Raw genomic sequence first — 15,728 nt, 5'->3', positions numbered from 1 at the left:
CCGACCCCCACCCGGGGCCGCCGCCGCGGCCCCGGGCCCTTCCCCGTCCCGACCATCAAGGACTGCCATGGCCTCCCCCTCCACCAGGCCTCCGCGGCGGCTCGCGCCCTACGGCTTCCTCGCCCCGGCCACCCTGCTCTTCGCCCTGTTCTTCGCCCTGCCCATCGGCTACGCCGTCTACCTCTCCTTCCGCGCCGTCCGGGTCAAGGGCCTCGGCCTCGGCTCGCACGCCCGCCAGGAGGTGTGGGCCGGCCTCTCCAACTACAGCTCCGCGCTCGCCGACTCCGAGCTGCTGGCAGGCTCCGGCCGGGTCCTGCTGTACGGCGCGCTGTTGGTGCCCACCATGCTGGGCCTCGCCCTGTTCTTCGCCCTGCTGCTGGACGTCCCCCGGGTGCGCTTCTCCGCCTTCTCCCGGCTGGTGATCTTCCTGCCGTACGCGGTTCCCGGCATCGTCGCCTCGCTGCTCTGGGGCTTCCTCTACCTGCCGACCGTCAGCCCCGGCTACTTCCTGCTCACCCAGGCCGGGATGAGCGGCCCCGACCTGCTGCACGGCAACGGCCTCTACCTGGCGATGGCCAACATCGCGGTCTGGGGCGGCACCGGCTTCAACATGATCGTCATCTACACCTCGCTGCGCGCCCTGCCCGCCGAGGTCTACGAGGCCGCCCGGCTGGACGGCTGCTCCGAGCTGCAGATCGCCCTGCGGATCAAGATCCCGATGGTGGCGCCCTCGCTGGTGCTCACCTTCTTCTTCTCGATGATCGCCACGCTCCAGGTCTTCGCCGAGCCGATGACCCTCAAGCCGCTGACCAACTCGATGACCTCCACCTGGTCGCCGCTGATGAAGGTGTACCGCGACGCCTTCGTCAACGGGAACGTCTTCTCCGCCGCGGCCACCTCCGTGGTGATCGCCCTGGCCACCCTGGTCCTGTCCTTCGGCTTCCTCAAGCTGGTCAACAAGCGCGCCGACGGAGGCAGCTGAGATGAGCACCACCACCCTCGGCACCCGCCGAACCGCACCCGCCCCCGGCACCACCCCCGGCAACCCGACCGCGCCGCCGCGCCGCCGCGCCGCCTGGGTGCCCACCCTGCTCCTGCTGCTCGGCGCGCTCTACTGCCTGGTCCCGATCGTCTGGGTGGTCACCGCCGCGACCAAGAGCCGCGCCGAGCTGTTCACCACCTTCACCTACGCCCCCGGCACCGGCTTCCTCGACAACCTCGCCGAGCTGTCGGGCTACCGCGGCGGCGTCTACTGGCAGTGGATGGCCAACTCCGCGCTCTACGCGGGCGTCGGCGCCCTGCTCTCCGCCGCCGTCTCCGGCCTCACCGGCTACGCGCTCGCCAAGTACCGCTTCCGCGGCCGCGACACCGTCTTCAACGTGCTGCTGGCGGGCGTGCTGATGCCGCCGATCACGCTGGCCGTGCCGCAGTACCTGCTGATGGCCAAGGCCGGCCTCGCCGACACCCACTGGTCGGTGCTGCTGCCCAGCATCCTCAGCCCGTACGGCATCTACCTGGCCCGGATCTACGCCGAGGCCGCCGTCCCCGACGAGGTGGTCGAGGCCGCCCGGGTCGACGGCGCCAAGGACCTCCGGCTGTTCCGCTCGGTCGCGCTGCCGATGATGGTGCCCGGCCTGGTCACCGTCTTCCTCTTCCAGTTCGTCGCGATCTGGAACAACTTCCTGCTGCCGTACATCATGCTCGGCGACGACCACAAGTTCCCGGTCACCGTCGGCCTGTACTCGCTGCTCGCCCAGGGCGCCAACGAGCCCGCCCTCTACACCCTGGTCATCACCGGCGCGCTGCTCTCGGTGGTACCGCTGATCGCGCTGTTCCTGGGACTCCAGCGGTACTGGCGTGTCGATCTGCTCTCCGGGGCCGTAAAGTCCTGACTGTCCACCAGCACAATCTGTTGAGGATCCACCCATGACGGAACCCGCTCCCCGGCGCACCAACCGGACCAAGCGGCCGCCGACGATCCACGACGTCGCCGCCGAGGCGGGCGTCTCCCGAGGCACCGTCTCCCGCGTCCTCCAGGGCGGCCACAACGTCTCGCCCGCCGCCCTGGAGTCCGTGAACGCCGCCATCCGCAAGCTCGGCTACGTGGTCAACCGGGCCGCCCGCAGCCTGGTCACCCAGCGCTCCGGCTCGGTCGCCTTCCTGCTCACCGAGCCGCAGGAGCGCTTCTTCGAGGACCCCAACTTCACCACCCTGCTGCGGGGCTGCACCACCGCGCTCGCCGAGCACGACATCCCGCTGATCCTGATGACCGCCGGCAACGAGCCGGAGCGCCGCCGGGTCACCCGCTACCTGGCCGCCGGCCACGTGGACGGCGTCCTGCTGGTCTCCTCGCACAGCGGCAACCCCATGCTGGAACACCTGCGCGAGGCCGAACTCCCGGTCGTCTTCTGCGGCAAGCCGCTCGGCCAGCGCGGCCGGATCCCGTACGTCGCGGCCGACGACCGCGAGGGCGCCAAGGACATGGTCCGCCACCTGCTGGACACCGGCCGCCGCCGGGTCGCCACCATCGCCGGCCCGCAGGACACCCCCGGCGGCGTCGAACGCCTCTACGGCTACCGCGAGGTCCTGCAGGAGTACGGCATCCCCGTCGACGAAGGCCTGATCGCCGTCGGGGACTACAGCCGGGCCGGCGGCGAGGCCGCGATGGTCGAACTCCTGCAGCGCGTCCCCGACCTGGACGCCGTCTTCGTCGCCTCCGACCTGATGGCCACCGGCGCCCTCGCCGCCCTCGACCGGGCCGGGCGCAGCGTCCCCGGCGACGTCGCCGTCGGCGGCTTCGACGACTCCCCCGCCGCCCTCGCCGCCCGCCCGCCGCTGACGACCATACGGCAGCCCTGGGACCGGATCAGCGAGCAGATGGTCCGCCTGCTGCTGGCCCGGATCGCCGGCGAGGAACCGGCGACCGTCATCCTCCCCACCGAGCTGATCGTCCGCGACTCCGCCTGACGGAGGACCCGCGGGGCGTGCCCGCCCCGGCCGCTTCCTTCGTGCACGGCGCCGCGGTCCGCGGGGACCCCCGAATTCGACGGCGGCCGACCGGGCTGCTGCGGCACGCCGTTGCGGTGTTCGGCACCCGCCGACCTGATCGTCGCCCGCGCACCGACCGGTGTTCACCTGGGTGCCGCCCGCCGGACGGGCGGCGCGGCTTGGCTGGCCCCTTCGGGAGAAGTTGGCTGGACAACTCAGGGAGTGATGCGTCGATGGGGCCGTCTCCGTACTGGCTGCGCGACAACTGTCCGTGCGCCGAGTGCCGCGACCCGCACAGCGGGCAGAAGCTGTTCCGGGTCGGCGACCTGCCGGACGGGTTGGCCGTCGTGGAGTCGACCGAGGACGCGGACGGGCTGCGGGTGGTCTGGTCGGACGGGCACCGCTCGGTGTACCCGGCGGACTTCCTCGGCGCCGAGGGCGTCGAGGACGGGCGGACCGAGCAGGGCAAGCGGCTGTGGGTCGCCGCCGACTTCGCCCGCGGACTGCCGGAGGCCGAGTGGTCCGCCTACCTGGCCTCCGCCGAGGAGCGGATCGCGGTGCTGGCCGCGATCCGGCGGTCCGGGTTCGCGCTGCTGCGCGGCGTACCCGCGGTCGAGGGCCGGGTGCTCGACGTCGCCCGCAGCTTCGGGTACGTCCGGGAGACCAACTACGGCGAGCTCTTCGACGTCCGGGTCGAACCCGACCCCACCAACCTCGCCTTCACCTCGACCGCGATCGCCCCGCACACCGACAACCCGTACCGCGACCCGGTGCCGACCGTGCAACTGCTGCACTGCCTGCGCAGCGAGGCCGTCGGCGGCGACTCCGGGCTGGTGGACGGCTTCCGGGCGGCGGCGCTGCTCCGCGAGGAGTCGCCGGAGGACTTCGCCGTGCTGACCCGCACCCCCGTGCCGTTCGTCTACCGCGACCGACGGACCGAACTGCGCGCCGAGCGGCCGCTGATCGACGTGGACGGGCGCGGCCGGATCCGCGAGGTGCGGTTCAACGACCGCTCGATCGCCACCCTGCGCGGGCTCACCGACGGCGAGCTGGACGCCTTCTACGCCGCGTACCGGCGGTTCGCCGCGATCACCCTGCGCCCCGAGCTGCAGCTCACCTTCCGGCTCGCCCCCGGCGACTGCCTGGTCCTCGACAACACCCGGCTGCTGCACGCCCGCACCGCCTTCGAGCAGGAGGGCCGCCGGCACCTCCAGGGCTGCTACGCCGACCTGGACTCGCTCGCCTCGCAGCTCGCCGTGCTGGAGCGGCGGACCGCCGCGCTGGACGCCCTTGAGCGGCTGTTCGAGGGCGAGGGCGCCGGCGAGTACCTCGGCGAGGCCGTCACCCTGGCGCAGCACATGCTCCAGGCGGGCGCCCTGGCCCGGGCCGCGGGCGCGCCCGACCACCTGGTCGCCGCCGCGCTGCTGCACGACGTCGGGCACTTCCACGGGTCCGGCCTGAAGCTGATGCGGGGCGAGGACAACCGGCACGGCCGCACCGGCGCCGACTGGCTCGCCCGGTGGTTCGGCCCCGACGTCACCGAGCCGGTCCGGCTGCACGTCGCCGCCAAGCGCTACCTCTGCGCGACGGAGCCCGGCTACCGCGAACGCCTCTCCGAGGCCTCCGAGTTCACCCTCCAGGTGCAGGGCGGCCCGATGACCGGCGCCGAGGCGGAGCGGTTCGCCGCCCTCCCCGGCGTGCAGGACGCCGTCGCCGTCCGCCGCTGGGACGAACAGGCGAAGGACCCCGCGCTGCCCACGCCGTCCTTCGCCGGCTTCCGCCCGCTCCTGGCCCGGCTGATGGGGTGAACAGACAGGGGCGCTCCGGTCAGTCGTTGTCCCTCGCGTGGCGCGAGAGCGCCGAGGACGCCAGCGAGTTGTGGATGGAGAACGCCACCGTGCCGGGCAGGTAGCGGTCCTGCGACCATTCCACCGGGGTGCCGGTCGGGTCCGTCGTGCGACGCTTCTCACGGAGCAGCGGGCTCCCCCGCCGGCACCCGAGCAGGCGGGCGTCGTCCGCGTTGGCGGCGACCACGTCGATGGTGTGGTCGGCGTCGGTGAACAGGATCCCGTGCTCGCGCAGCGGCTCGGTGTGCGAGACGACGTCCGGCGGCAGTTCGGCGACGACCTCGCCGACCCGCGGCGGGTAGACGGTCCGCTCGACCATCACGGGCGTGCCGGAGAGGGTGCGCAGGCGCAGCGTCACGTACACCTCGGTGCCGGGCTCCAGCCGGAGCTGCTCGCGCTCCGCCGCGTCGGCGGGGCGCTTGATCAGTGATTCGAGCCGGCCGCCGGGCTCCTCGCCCATCGAGCGGGCCCAGTGGGTGAAGCTGAGCAGTTCGGAGAAGCTCTGGACGCGGGCGGTGCCGAGCACGACGCGCCGGGTGCCGCGCCGGGAGGTGACCAGGCCGTCGGCGCGCAGCATCGCGAGGGCCTGCCGGACGGTGCCCCGGGAGACGCCGTACTGCTCGGCCAGGGCGCCCTCGGCGGGCAGCCGTCCGGCGTCGCCGAACGTGCCGGAGGTGATCGCTTCGCGCAGGTCGGCGGCCACCTTGCGGTAGAGCGAGCCGGCGGCGCGGTCCTGGTCGAGTGCCACGTGCGTCAAGTTCCCTCTCCTGGGGCGGAGTCCGTGCGGGGCGATCGCGCGGACACGACCGACTCTAGTCCCTGCGGCCGAAGCGGAACGGTACCGGATGCCACCGTTCCCGCAGCCGCCCCCTGTCCTGGGCCATCCGTTCACCTTCCCGTCACCGGGCTCGGGCGTACTTACCCCCGGCAGCCAAGTTGGCTGGCCAACTTGGCTCAGCCGAGCAGCTGACCCGCACCTTCGCGAACCCCTTCTGCTCCACTTCTTCCAGGAGACCCTCCCGTGACCGTGCACCACCCCCGCGCCGCGGCCATCGCGGCCGTGCTGACCGTCGCCGCGCTGTCCCTCTCCGCCTGTGGCTCCGCCGGCTCGACCAAGTCCGGCGACGCCGCCCAGGGCGGTGCCAAGGACGCGAGGACCGCCACCTCGGCTGCCGACTTCGGTGGTATGGACAAGCTGGTCGAGGCCGCCAAGAAGGAGGGGAAGCTGCACGTCATCACGCTCCCCCGGGACTGGGCCAACTACGGCAGGATCATGGACTCGTTCAAGGCCAAGTACGGCATCGAGATCGAGGACGAGAACCCGGACGGCTCCTCGCAGGACGAGATCAACGCGATCAAGTCCCGCCAGGGCCAGGACCGCGCGCCGGACGTCGTCGACCTGGGCTCCGCCTTCGCCCTGTCGGCCGCCAAGGAGGGCCTGCTGGCCCCCTACAAGGTCGCCACCTTCGCCGGCATCGCCGACACCATGAAGGACCCGAACGGCCTGCGCGTGAACGACTACGGCGGCTACATCTCGATCGGCTGCGACGCCAGGAAGGTCGCCAACTGCCCGAAGACCTTCGCCGACCTGCTGAAGCCGGAGTACAAGGGCCAGGTCGCGCTGAACGGCAACCCGACCAAGTCGGGCTCGGCCTTCGGCGGCGTCTACGCGGCGGCGCTGGCCAACGGCGGCAGCCTGGACGACGTCCAGCCCGGCATCGACTTCTTCGCCAAGCTCAAGCAGTCCGGCAACTTCAACCCGGTCGAGTCGACCCCGGCCACCGTCGAGAAGGGCGAGACCCCGATCTCGATCGACTGGTCGTACCTGAACGCCGGCTACACCGACGAGTTCAAGGCCAAGGGCATCGACTGGAAGGTCTCCGTCCCCTCGGACGGCTCCTACGCCCAGTTCTACAACCAGGGCATCAACAAGGACGCCCCGCACCCGGCGGCCGCCCGCCTGTGGCAGGAGTACCTGTTCAGCGCCGAGGGCCAGAACCTGTTCCTGGGCGGCTACGCCACCCCGGCGCTGTTCGACGCCATGAAGAAGGACGGCACCCTGGACGCGGCCGCCGCGGCCAAGCTGCCGGTCGTGGAGAAGCCCTTCACCACCTTCCCCACCTCGGAGCAGATCGACGCGGCGAAGAAGGTCGTCACCTCGAACTGGCCCAAGGCGATCGCGGGCTGATCACAGACATGACCACGGCTCCCACCCCGGTGCCGACCCCGGCCGCCACTGACCCCGGTGGCGGCCCGGGGGCCTCCCGCACCGCTTCCTCCCCCACCCCGGCCGGGCGCGTCCCGGCCGCCCGCCGCGGCCTGCGCGGCGGGACCTGGCTGGCCACCGTGCCGCTGCTGGCGTTCTTCGCGATCGGCTTCGGCCTCCCGGCGGTCGCCATCCTGACCGGCGCGTTCACCGTCTCCAGCGACGCGGAGACCGGCGGCGGCGACTTCACCACCGCGAACCTCACCGAGTCGGTGCAGGGCGCGTACTGGACGGCGCTGCTGTCCAGCCTGAAGCTCTCCGCGCTGACCGCGCTGATCGGCACCGCCGTCGGCGTCCCGATCGCCCAGGCGGTGGTGACCTCCCGCTTCCGGATGCTGCGCGAGGCGGTGCTGACCGCCTCCGGCGTGCTCGCCAACTTCGGCGGCCTGCCGCTCGCCTTCGCGTTCGTCGCCACCCTCGGCAACGCCGGCGAGCTGACCGAGCTGTTCCACCTCACCGACCACGGCTGGTCGCTGTACAGCTTCACCGGCCTGACCGTCGCGTACCTGTACTTCCTGGTGCCGCTGATGGTGCTCACCATCACCCCGGCCCTGGACGGCCTGCGGGTGCAGTGGCGCGAGGCGGCGCAGAACAACCGGGCCACCACCCTGCAGTACTGGCGGCACGTCGCGCTGCCGATCCTCTTCCCCTCGCTGCTCGGCGGGTACGTGCTGCTGTTCGGCAGCGCCTTCGCCGCGTACGCCACCGCCGCGGCGATGGTCGGCGCCACCGTGCCGCTGATCAGCCGGCAGATCGCCGACGCGCTCTCCGGCAACGTGCTGGTCGGTCAGGGCAACCTGGCGCTGGCGCTCAGCCTCGACATGATCATCGTGGCGATCCTGGTGATGGCCGTGTACCTGCCCCTCCAGCGCCGGAGTGCCCGATGGCTCAGCTGATCTCACGTCTGCGCGTGTGGCGCGGCGCCGTCCTGCTGCTGGCCGGGGTCTACTTCCTGGTCCCGATGGCGGCCTCGGTCTGGTTCTCGGTCAACGACGTCAACGGCATCGACTTCGACGCCTACACCGGCCTGCTGAGCGCTCCCGGCTTCACCGAGAGCCTGGTGCTGACCCTGGAGCTGGCCGCCGTCACCGTGGTGGTGCTGCTCCTGCTGCTGGTCCCCGCGATGATCGCGGTCCGGCTCGGCTCGCCGAGGCTGCGCCCGGTCCTCGAAGTAGTGTGCGCCCTGCCGCTAGTCGTCCCGCCGGTCGCGCTGACCGCCGGTCTGATCGGCGTGCTGCGCTGGGGCCCTGACCACCTGATGGACACGCCGTTCTTCCAGACGATGGTCTTCGTCCAGCAGCCGGAGTTCCCGCTGGTGCTGGTGATCGCGTACGTGCTGATGTCGCTGCCGCTCGCCCACCGCGCGCTGGACGCAGGTCTGCGCGCGGTGGACGTCCGCACCCTGGTCGAGGCGGCCCGCAACTGCGGTGCGAGCTGGCCGCGCGCGGTGTTCTCGGTGATCCTGCCGAACCTGCGCGGCGCCCTGCTGAACGCCTCCTTCCTCACCCTGGCCCTGGTGCTCGGCGAGTTCACCGCCGCCTCCATCCTCGGCTACCAGCCCTTCTCGGTCTGGATCTACTCGGTCGGCAACAGCCAGGGCCAGATGTCCGTCGCGGTGTCCGTGCTCAGCCTGCTGATCACCTGGGTGCTGCTGCTCCTGCTGGCCGCCGCCGGGCGCGAGCGCCGCACCACCGCCGCTTCCTGAGACCACGACCGGAGACACCGACCCCCATGAGCACCGCCACCCTCGCGAAGACCGCGACCAGCGCCACCGTCGAGTTCCGCGCCCTGCGCCGCGCCTTCGGCGCCACCACCGCGCTGGACGGCCTGGACCTGACCGTCAACCCGGGCGAACTGCTCGCCCTGCTCGGCCCGTCCGGCTGCGGCAAGACCACCGCGCTGCGGATCCTGGCCGGCTTCGAGTCGCACGACTCCGGCCAGGTCCTGGTCGACGGCGAGGACGTCACGAAGACCCCCGCGCACAAGCGCGACGCCGGCATGGTCTTCCAGTCCTACAGCCTCTTCCCGCACCTCACCGCGATCGACAACGTCGCGTTCGGCCTGCGGATGCGCGGCACCGGCAAGGCCGAGCGCCGCCGGCGCGCCCAGGAGCTGCTGGAGCTGGTCGGCCTGCCGCAGCGCGCCGAGCACTACCCGCACCAGATGTCCGGCGGCCAGCAGCAGCGCATCGCGCTCGCCCGGGCGCTCGCCCTGCAGCCGCGGGTGCTGCTGCTGGACGAGCCGCTGTCCGCGCTGGACGCCAAGGTCCGGCTCAACCTGCGCGAGGAGATCCGGCGGCTCCAGCAGGAGTTGGGGATCACCACCCTGTTCGTGACGCACGACCAGGAGGAGGCGCTGTCGATGGCCGACCGGGTCGCCGTGCTCCGCGCCGGCCGACTGGAGCAGTGCGCCTCGCCGAACGAGCTGTACGCCCGGCCCGCCACCGCGTTCGTGGCCGAGTTCGTCGGCACCATGAGCCGGATCCCGTGCGAGCGCGCCGACGGCCACGCGGTCACCGTCCTCGGCCGCCGCCACCCGGTCGAGGGCGCGCTGCCCGCCGACGGCGAGCTGCACGTCCTGGTCCGCCCCGAGAACGTGCTCCTCACGCCCTCGGCGCACGGCCCGGCGCAGGTGGTCGCCGCGTCCTTCCTCGGCGCGGTCACCCGGCTCACCGTCCGGCTCGCCGACGGCACCGGGATCAAGGCCGACCTGCCCACCGAGGCCGCCGGCGCCCTCCCGCTCGGCTCCACCGCCGAGCTCGTCCTGCCCGACCGGCCGGTCCTGGTCGACCGGCGCTAGCCGCCCGGGGGCCCGGAGCTCCGTCACCAGCAGCTCCGGGCCCCTCTCCGTTCACCTTCTCTTCGCTCGTAAGGTACCGCCATGCCTGAAACCACCCCCGCCGCCGTCCTGTTCGACATGGACGGCACCCTCGTCGACACCGAGCACCTCTGGTGGCAGGCGGCCGCCGAGCTCGCCGCCGAGCTCGACCTCACCCTGACCGACGCCGACCTCCCCGAGGTCCTGGGCCGGGCCGTCGAGCACACCGCCGCCCACCTGCACCGCACCAGCAACACCAGCCGCCCCGAGGCCGAACTGGTCGACCGCCTGAACGACTCCTTCACCGCCAAGGTCGCCGCCGACGTCGTCCCGCGCCCCGGCGCCCTCGCCCTGCTCACCGAGCTGCACGACGCCGCCGTGCCCACCGCCCTGGTCTCCGCGTCCCCGCGCCGGGTGGTCGACCTGGTCCTGGACACCCTCGGCACCCACTGGTTCACCACCACACTCGCCGCCGAGGACACCCCGGCCACCAAGCCCGACCCGGCCCCGTACCTCGCCGCCGCCGCCCGCCTCGGCCTCGACCCCGCCGCCTGCGTCGCCGTCGAGGACACCCCGACCGGCGTCGCCTCCGCGCACGCCGCCGGCTGCGCCGTGCTCGCCGTCCCGTCGACCGTGCCCATCCCGGCGACCGACCGCGTCACCCTGCTCGACAGCCTCGAACACGCCGACCTGCCGCTGCTCGCCCGGCTCGTCGCCTGATGCCCTACGTCCTGCTCGCCCTCGCCATCGCCGCCGAGGTCTGCGCCACCAGCATGCTCAAGCTCACCGACGGCTTCTCCCGCCTGTGGCCCAGCCTCGGCGTGGCCCTCGGCTACATGCTCTCCTTCCTGCTGCTCGGCCGCGCCCTCAAGCACATCCCCGTGTCGGTCGCGTACGCCGTCTGGTCGGGGGTCGGCACCGCCGCCGTCGCCGCGATCGGCGCCACCCTCTTCGGCGAGACGCTCGGCCGCCTCCAGTGGCTCGGCATCGCCGTCGTCATCGTCGGCGTCGTGCTGATCAACCTGCGCTCCACCCACTGAGGCACCGGCCGGCGCGGCCGGTCAGCCCAGCCCGGCCCGCAGCGCGTCGACCCGGCCCACCGCCGCCTCGAACTGCGCCCGTTCCAGGGTGCCGTCGCGCAGGCCGGCGGCCAGCGCGGCGGCGGCCTCGTCGCCCTGCTGCACGCTCCTCGCCGAGCAGAGCAGCAGGTCCACGCCCGCCCCCGCCGCACCGGCCGCCCGGGCGCCGGTGGTGCCGTACGCGTTCAGCGCCTGCGCCTCCAGCGCGTCGCTGACGGTCACCCCGGCGTACCCGACCCGCCCGCGCAGCTCGCCCTGGACGACCGTCGGCGACATCCCGGCCGGCCGGCTGCCGTCCAGCGCGGGGTAGACGGCCCAGGAGAGCATCACCAGCTTCACCCCGGCCGCGATCGCCGCCCGGTACGGCACCTCGTCGACGCCGCGCAGCCGGGCCGTCCCGGCGGTCAGCACCACCGGCCCCTCGTCGGTGTTCGCCCCGGCGGGCGCCGTCCCGAGCCCGGGGAAGTGCTTGGCGGTCGCGGCCACGCCCACCCCCTGCTGGGCCTTGATGAACGCCGACCCCAGCCGCCCGACCACCGTGGGGTTGCTGCTGTAGGAGCGTCCGAGCGCGTCGGAGAAGTCTCCGGCCTGCGTGTAGACATCGAGCACGGGCGCCAGGTTGACGTTCAGCCCGTACGAGGCGAGGTTCCGGCCGGCCGCCTCGCCGGTCGCCGCCGCCTCCGCGGTCGGGTGCGCCGAACCCGCCACCTGCTTGGCCGACTCCTCGGGCGCGCCGGGCAGCCTCCGGACCTTCCCGCCCTCCTGATCGGTCATCAGCAGCAGCGGCCGCTGCACCGGGCTCTCCCGCTGCGCCTGCCGCAGCCGCTCCACCGCCGCCCGGAAGGCGTCCGGGTCGCCGACGTTCTCGGTGAAGAAGATGACGCCGGCGACCCGGCCCTGCCGGATCCGAGCGAGCAGCGCGTCCGGCGGCACCGTCCCGGGGTACGAGTACACCACCCGCCGCCCGGCAAGCTCCTCGGCCGCGACCGTCGGGCTCGGGGTGGGCGAGGGCGTCGGTGAGGGCTCCTGCGTCGGAGTCGGGATCGGTGTCGGTGTCGGTGTCGGGGAGGGCGTCGGCGACGCCGCCCCGGGGGTCGACGGCGTGCCCGACCCTCCGGGGCCCGACGAGCAGCCCACCAGCAGCAACGGGACCAGACAGGCCACCACCCACCGCGAGGACACCGATTCCCCTTCCGCCGTGCCGACCCCGACCCCAGCGTAGGTCGCACACCTGCCTCCGGGAACGGCACGACCCGCCCGCGCGCCCGAGTGGGCGCGGGCGGGTCGGCCCGTCGGACGCGGCGTCAGCCGAGCAGCAGCCCGGGCAGCTCGGCGATCGAGCCGAGCACGTGGGTGGCGCCGTCGGCCCGCAGCCGCTCCTCGCGGTGCGCGCCGGTGAGCACGCCGGCCACCACCGCGGCGCCCGCCCGGGTGCCGGTGAGCATGTCGTAGCCGGTGTCGCCGACGACGGCCATCTCGTGGACGGAGTCGGTGCCGGTGCGCAGCAGCGCGGTGAGGGCCAGGTCGGGGTAGGGGCGGCCGCGGCCGGCCTCGGCGGGGCAGAGGGTGAGGTCGGCGATGCCGTGCCAGCCGAGGGCGGTGAGGATGCGGTCCTGGGTGGAGCGGGAGAACCCGGTGGTCAGGACGGTCCTGCGGCCGGCGGTGCGCAGCCGCTCGATGGCCTCGGCGGCGCCCGGCAGGGCGACGCACAGGCCGCCGTCGACCAGCTCGTGGTAGGCGGCCTCGAAGGCGAGGTTGGCCCGCTGGGCCTTCTCCTCCTCGCCGAAGAGGTGCCGGAAGACGGAGATCTTGGACTCGCCCATGGTGGCGCGGACGTGCTCGGCCATGCGGGCGTGCTCGGGGGTGCCGGGCTCGACGCCGAGGGCGCCGGCGGCCGCGTCGAAGGCGCGCTCGACCAGTCCGTCGTCGGCGACCGTTGTCCCGGCCATGTCCAGGACGACCAGCTTCACATCAACAGGGTTCATGCGGACAGCCTCCGGCCGCCAGGTGTCCGCAGGTCGTCCAACCAGCGGCCGCGACATGAATCACCCGCAAAGTTGTACAGCCAACATGGCCACCCTGGCGGTCATCTCAGCACCCGGGCCCGCAGGTAGTTGCGCCGCCCGAACTGCGGCTCGTCCACCGCCGTGAGCTCCTCCACCTGGAAGCGGTACAGCGCGGCCGCGCCGCCTCCGGCCAGGAACTGCCCGCGGACCTCCGGGTCCTGCGCGAAGCCCGGGTACCGGCTCCGGTAGGCCTCCAGCGCCGCCTCCGCCTGCCGTCCCCACGCCTCGCCCGCGCCGCCGGTCAGCTGGATGCCGCGCAGCTGCTCGCCGAAGACCGGCGGCGGCAGGAAGACGGTCGCGGCGGCCCGCGCCTCCTCGGCCAGGTTGAGGCTGTGCCGGGTGGAGCGCTCGCTGACGAAGTAGAGCACCAGGTCGGTGTCGTACGCGAAGAAGGCCAGGTTGGCGTGCGGGCCGCGCTCGGGTCCTGCGGTGGCGAGGGTCAGCACCATGCTCTCCGACAGGATGCCCTCGACCCCCTTCGCGAGCTCCTCCGCGGGCCAGTCGCCCTGGGTGACGTCGAGGCGGTACGGCATGGGGCTTCCTTCCGCAGGGCACGTGCGTGGCGGCCAGGCTCACATGCTCTCCCCCGCCGCCGACGCGCACAAGAGGCCCCGGGGCGCACGCCGCACCAGGTCACCGGGCGAACGCGGTTGACCAGCGCAAAACCGTCCAGTGTGCCTCGGATCCGCACCCCGGTTCGACTTCTTTCCGTCCCGCACCGCGCCCGCGGCAACTGGCCGTACCCTGTCAGCCAGCGGCGGCGGAACGCTCGGACGGAGGGGTGGAATTGCAGCGGGGCTCACGGCCGGCGCCGAGGCGGCTGCGCCCGCTCTCCGGCAACGCCCTGGCCAGGGTGCACGAACGCGCGATGGGCGGCGACACCGCCCCGGACGACCTGCGTCCCGAGATCGGCGACTCCTGGGAACGGCTGCGCCGGATCGGCCTCGACCCCGAACTCGGCCGCAACGTCCGCCGGGTGGGGCCCGCCGAACTGGAGCACATGCGCCGCGAGAACGGCCTGGACGAGGTCCTGCCGATGCTCCGCTCCACCCTGCTGGCCGGCGACGGCACCCCGCTGGTGCTGGCCATCGCCGGTCCGCGCGGCCACGTGCTATGGCTGGACGGCGACCGGCCGCTGCTGCGCGACGCCGACCAGATCGGGTTCGAGGAGGGCGCCCGCTGGGTCGAGGACGAGGTCGGCACCAACGGCATCGGGATGGCGGTGCGCACCGCCCGCCCGGCCCGGGTCCACTCGGCCGAGCACTACCTGCGCAGCCACCACTCCTGGACGTGCATCGCCGCCCCGATCCGCGACCCGCGCACCGGCCGGCTGGCCGGCGTGGTCAACCTCAGCGGCCCCGCCCACAACGGCGCCCCGTACCTGCGCCAGCTGACCCTGGCCGCCGGCCGGCTGGCCGAGGCCGAACTGCGCGCCCGGCACCTGGAGTCGCTGCACCGGCTGCGGACCGTCGCCGGTCCGCTGCTGGCCCGCTTCGACGGGCCCGCGCTGGTGGTCGACGGCGCGGGCTGGACCGCCGCGGCGGTCGGCCTGCCCACCGTCCCCCGGCTCGCCCTGCCGACCGGGCCGCCGGCGATCGGCCCCGGCGGCACCCGGTGGCTGCCCGAGATCGGCGAGTGCGTGATCGAACCGCTCGCCGACGGCTGGCTGATCCGGCCAACCGGCGGCCCCGCCGCGGAGGTCGCCGAGCAGACCGAGGGCGCCCGGATCCGACTCGACCTCAGCCGCCCGGACCGGTCGGAGCTGCACGTCACCGGCGCCGCCGGCGACTGGTCGTACCTGCCGAGCCCGCGCCACGCGGAGCTGCTGCTGCTGCTCGCCGTGCACCGCGACGGCCTCTCCGCCGCCCGGCTCGCCGAGGCGCTGTTCGCCGACCCGGCGCGCACCGTCACCGTGCGCGCCGAGCTCTCCCGGCTGCGCCGCCGGCTGGGCGGGCTGCTCGACCACCGGCCCTACCGGTTCGCGGCCGCCGCCGAGGTCACCGTGGCCGGGCCCGCCGAACCCTTCGACCTGCTGCCCGGCTCCACCGCGCCCGCGATCCGCGACCTGCGCACCGCCCTGGCAGCCGGCACCCACCGCCTGCCCGGCGACCGGTAGCCACCGCCTGCCCGGCGACCGGGAGTCGCCCCCTGCCCCGCGGCCGGGAGCCGAGGGCTCAGGCGCCGTCGAGCAGCGCCGCGAGCTCGGCGTCGGTCGGCAGCAGGGCGGACTCCTCGTCCTCCGAGACGCACGCGTAGGTCTGCTCCAGCCACGCCCGCACCTGCGGCTTCGACACCTCCAGCAGCGCGCTGCCGTGCGGCGACTCCAGCGCGATGTGCAGCGTGGAACCGTGGCAGGGGCAGTACGCGGGCCACAGCTTGATGTCGCCCTGGCCGCTCAGCGAGTCCAGCCCGTCCCGCAGCAGTTCACGCGAGAAGACCCAGTCCGCCTCGTCGGGACGGCCCAGGTGGAAGGTAAGTCGCACCTCGTACGGACGGCAGGCGTCGTACCGGAAGCGGGTGCGCACCTCTCCCACCAGGTCCTGCTCCAGTGCGATCCGCAGCGTCAGGACCTCCTCGACCACCGCCGGGGGTGCGGTGCGCCGGCCCTGTTCGCCGCCCGTGGGGGTGGCGGCGAGAGGCTGGTCTGGCGAGGCGGACAACGGGT

At 73.6% G+C, this 15,728-nt stretch carries 16 protein-coding genes; 11 read left to right on the top strand and 5 right to left on the bottom strand.

Going from position 1 to position 15,728, the window contains the following annotated elements; genetic code table 11:
* The first annotated feature begins 67 nt into the window (after positions 1-67).
* From ABEB06_RS26840 to tmpA, 4 genes are all read left to right on the top strand, one after another.
* The gene (locus tag ABEB06_RS26840; protein ID WP_345699456.1) at positions 68-982 is read left to right on the top strand and encodes a carbohydrate ABC transporter permease; all 915 of its coding nucleotides are present in this window, start codon (positions 68-70) and stop codon (positions 980-982) included.
* 1 nt (position 983) lies between these two features.
* A complete protein-coding gene (locus tag ABEB06_RS26835) occupies positions 984-1,892 on the top strand; it encodes a carbohydrate ABC transporter permease (RefSeq protein ID WP_345699455.1) in 909 nt (302 codons plus the stop codon).
* 34 nt (positions 1,893-1,926) lie between these two features.
* Positions 1,927-2,967, top strand: a complete 1,041-nt coding sequence (locus tag ABEB06_RS26830; RefSeq protein WP_345699454.1) for a LacI family DNA-binding transcriptional regulator — start codon at positions 1,927-1,929, stop codon at positions 2,965-2,967.
* Positions 2,968-3,221: 254 nt separating this feature from the next.
* A complete protein-coding gene (tmpA, locus tag ABEB06_RS26825; protein WP_345699453.1) occupies positions 3,222-4,796 on the top strand; it encodes a 2-trimethylaminoethylphosphonate dioxygenase in 1,575 nt (524 codons plus the stop codon).
* A 19-nt stretch (positions 4,797-4,815) separates the two neighbouring features.
* Here tmpA and ABEB06_RS26820 read toward each other — a convergent pair whose 3' ends face one another.
* On the bottom strand, positions 4,816-5,583 hold the full coding sequence (locus ABEB06_RS26820) for a GntR family transcriptional regulator (protein WP_345702001.1): 768 nt from the start codon (positions 5,581-5,583) through the stop codon (positions 4,816-4,818).
* Between the two features lie 273 nt (positions 5,584-5,856).
* Here ABEB06_RS26820 and ABEB06_RS26815 point away from each other — a divergent pair, with 273 nt between their 5' ends.
* From ABEB06_RS26815 to ABEB06_RS26790, 6 genes are all read left to right on the top strand, one after another.
* Positions 5,857-7,023, top strand: coding sequence for an ABC transporter substrate-binding protein (locus tag ABEB06_RS26815; RefSeq protein WP_345699452.1), 1,167 nt, complete (start codon positions 5,857-5,859; stop codon positions 7,021-7,023).
* Between the two features lie 8 nt (positions 7,024-7,031).
* Positions 7,032-7,997 (top strand): ABC transporter permease, encoded by a 966-nt coding sequence (locus ABEB06_RS26810; RefSeq protein WP_345699451.1) that lies wholly within the window; start codon positions 7,032-7,034, stop codon positions 7,995-7,997.
* Entirely contained in the window at positions 7,985-8,806 is an 822-nt protein-coding gene (locus ABEB06_RS26805) for an ABC transporter permease (protein WP_345699450.1), read from the top strand. The genes ABEB06_RS26810 and ABEB06_RS26805 overlap by 13 nt, the downstream gene beginning before the upstream one ends.
* 26 nt (positions 8,807-8,832) lie before the next feature.
* Positions 8,833-9,900: an ABC transporter ATP-binding protein gene (locus ABEB06_RS26800; protein WP_345699449.1), complete on the top strand. Its 1,068-nt coding sequence runs from the start codon at positions 8,833-8,835 to the stop codon at positions 9,898-9,900.
* Between the two features lie 81 nt (positions 9,901-9,981).
* Entirely contained in the window at positions 9,982-10,638 is a 657-nt protein-coding gene (locus tag ABEB06_RS26795; RefSeq protein ID WP_345699448.1) for an HAD family hydrolase, read from the top strand.
* The gene (locus tag ABEB06_RS26790; RefSeq protein WP_345699447.1) at positions 10,638-10,958 is read left to right on the top strand and encodes a DMT family transporter; all 321 of its coding nucleotides are present in this window, start codon (positions 10,638-10,640) and stop codon (positions 10,956-10,958) included. Before ABEB06_RS26795 ends, ABEB06_RS26790 begins: the two co-directional genes overlap by 1 nt.
* Positions 10,959-10,979: 21 nt before the next feature.
* On the opposite strand, the gene ABEB06_RS26785 is transcribed toward ABEB06_RS26790, so the two are convergent.
* From ABEB06_RS26785 to ABEB06_RS26775, 3 genes are all read right to left on the bottom strand, one after another.
* On the bottom strand, positions 10,980-11,951 hold the full coding sequence (locus tag ABEB06_RS26785) for a glycoside hydrolase family 3 N-terminal domain-containing protein (RefSeq protein ID WP_345699446.1): 972 nt from the start codon (positions 11,949-11,951) through the stop codon (positions 10,980-10,982).
* A gap of 350 nt (positions 11,952-12,301) precedes the next feature.
* Positions 12,302-12,982 (bottom strand): phosphonatase-like hydrolase, encoded by a 681-nt coding sequence (locus ABEB06_RS26780; RefSeq protein WP_345699445.1) that lies wholly within the window; start codon positions 12,980-12,982, stop codon positions 12,302-12,304.
* 101 nt (positions 12,983-13,083) lie between these two features.
* Positions 13,084-13,596: a pyridoxamine 5'-phosphate oxidase family protein gene (locus tag ABEB06_RS26775; RefSeq protein ID WP_345699444.1), complete on the bottom strand. Its 513-nt coding sequence runs from the start codon at positions 13,594-13,596 to the stop codon at positions 13,084-13,086.
* A gap of 248 nt (positions 13,597-13,844) precedes the next feature.
* Here ABEB06_RS26775 and ABEB06_RS26770 point away from each other — a divergent pair, with 248 nt between their 5' ends.
* Positions 13,845-15,179 carry a GAF domain-containing protein gene (locus tag ABEB06_RS26770; protein ID WP_345699443.1) on the top strand — a complete coding sequence of 445 codons (1,335 nt, stop codon included), beginning with the start codon at positions 13,845-13,847 and terminating at the stop codon, positions 15,177-15,179.
* A 58-nt stretch (positions 15,180-15,237) separates the two neighbouring features.
* Here ABEB06_RS26770 and ABEB06_RS26765 read toward each other — a convergent pair whose 3' ends face one another.
* A complete protein-coding gene (locus tag ABEB06_RS26765; protein WP_345699442.1) occupies positions 15,238-15,723 on the bottom strand; it encodes an SsgA family sporulation/cell division regulator in 486 nt (161 codons plus the stop codon).
* Between the last annotated feature and the right edge of the window lie 5 nt (positions 15,724-15,728).

The sequence above is a fragment of the Kitasatospora terrestris genome (genome assembly GCF_039542905.1).
GTDB lineage: Bacteria > Actinomycetota > Actinomycetes > Streptomycetales > Streptomycetaceae > Kitasatospora > Kitasatospora terrestris.
Note: the sequence above shows the minus strand (reverse complement) of the source record. Positions and strands in the feature narration are given on the sequence as shown.

What these genes read in the sequence shown, in the direction of transcription:
- ABEB06_RS26790 (WP_345699447.1), top strand. Translation starts at nt 10,638, where the DNA reads ATGCCCTACGTCCTGCTCGCCCTCGCCATCGCCGCCGAGGTCTGCGCC.
- ABEB06_RS26775 (WP_345699444.1), bottom strand. Translation starts at nt 13,596, where the DNA reads ATGCCGTACCGCCTCGACGTCACCCAGGGCGACTGGCCCGCGGAGGAG.
- ABEB06_RS26780 (WP_345699445.1), bottom strand. Translation starts at nt 12,982, where the DNA reads ATGAACCCTGTTGATGTGAAGCTGGTCGTCCTGGACATGGCCGGGACA.
- ABEB06_RS26795 (WP_345699448.1), top strand. Translation starts at nt 9,982, where the DNA reads ATGCCTGAAACCACCCCCGCCGCCGTCCTGTTCGACATGGACGGCACC.
- ABEB06_RS26805 (WP_345699450.1), top strand. Translation starts at nt 7,985, where the DNA reads ATGGCTCAGCTGATCTCACGTCTGCGCGTGTGGCGCGGCGCCGTCCTG.
- tmpA (WP_345699453.1), top strand. Translation starts at nt 3,222, where the DNA reads ATGGGGCCGTCTCCGTACTGGCTGCGCGACAACTGTCCGTGCGCCGAG.
- ABEB06_RS26835 (WP_345699455.1), top strand. Translation starts at nt 984, where the DNA reads ATGAGCACCACCACCCTCGGCACCCGCCGAACCGCACCCGCCCCCGGC.
- ABEB06_RS26810 (WP_345699451.1), top strand. Translation starts at nt 7,032, where the DNA reads ATGACCACGGCTCCCACCCCGGTGCCGACCCCGGCCGCCACTGACCCC.
- ABEB06_RS26830 (WP_345699454.1), top strand. Translation starts at nt 1,927, where the DNA reads ATGACGGAACCCGCTCCCCGGCGCACCAACCGGACCAAGCGGCCGCCG.
- ABEB06_RS26800 (WP_345699449.1), top strand. Translation starts at nt 8,833, where the DNA reads ATGAGCACCGCCACCCTCGCGAAGACCGCGACCAGCGCCACCGTCGAG.
- ABEB06_RS26840 (WP_345699456.1), top strand. Translation starts at nt 68, where the DNA reads ATGGCCTCCCCCTCCACCAGGCCTCCGCGGCGGCTCGCGCCCTACGGC.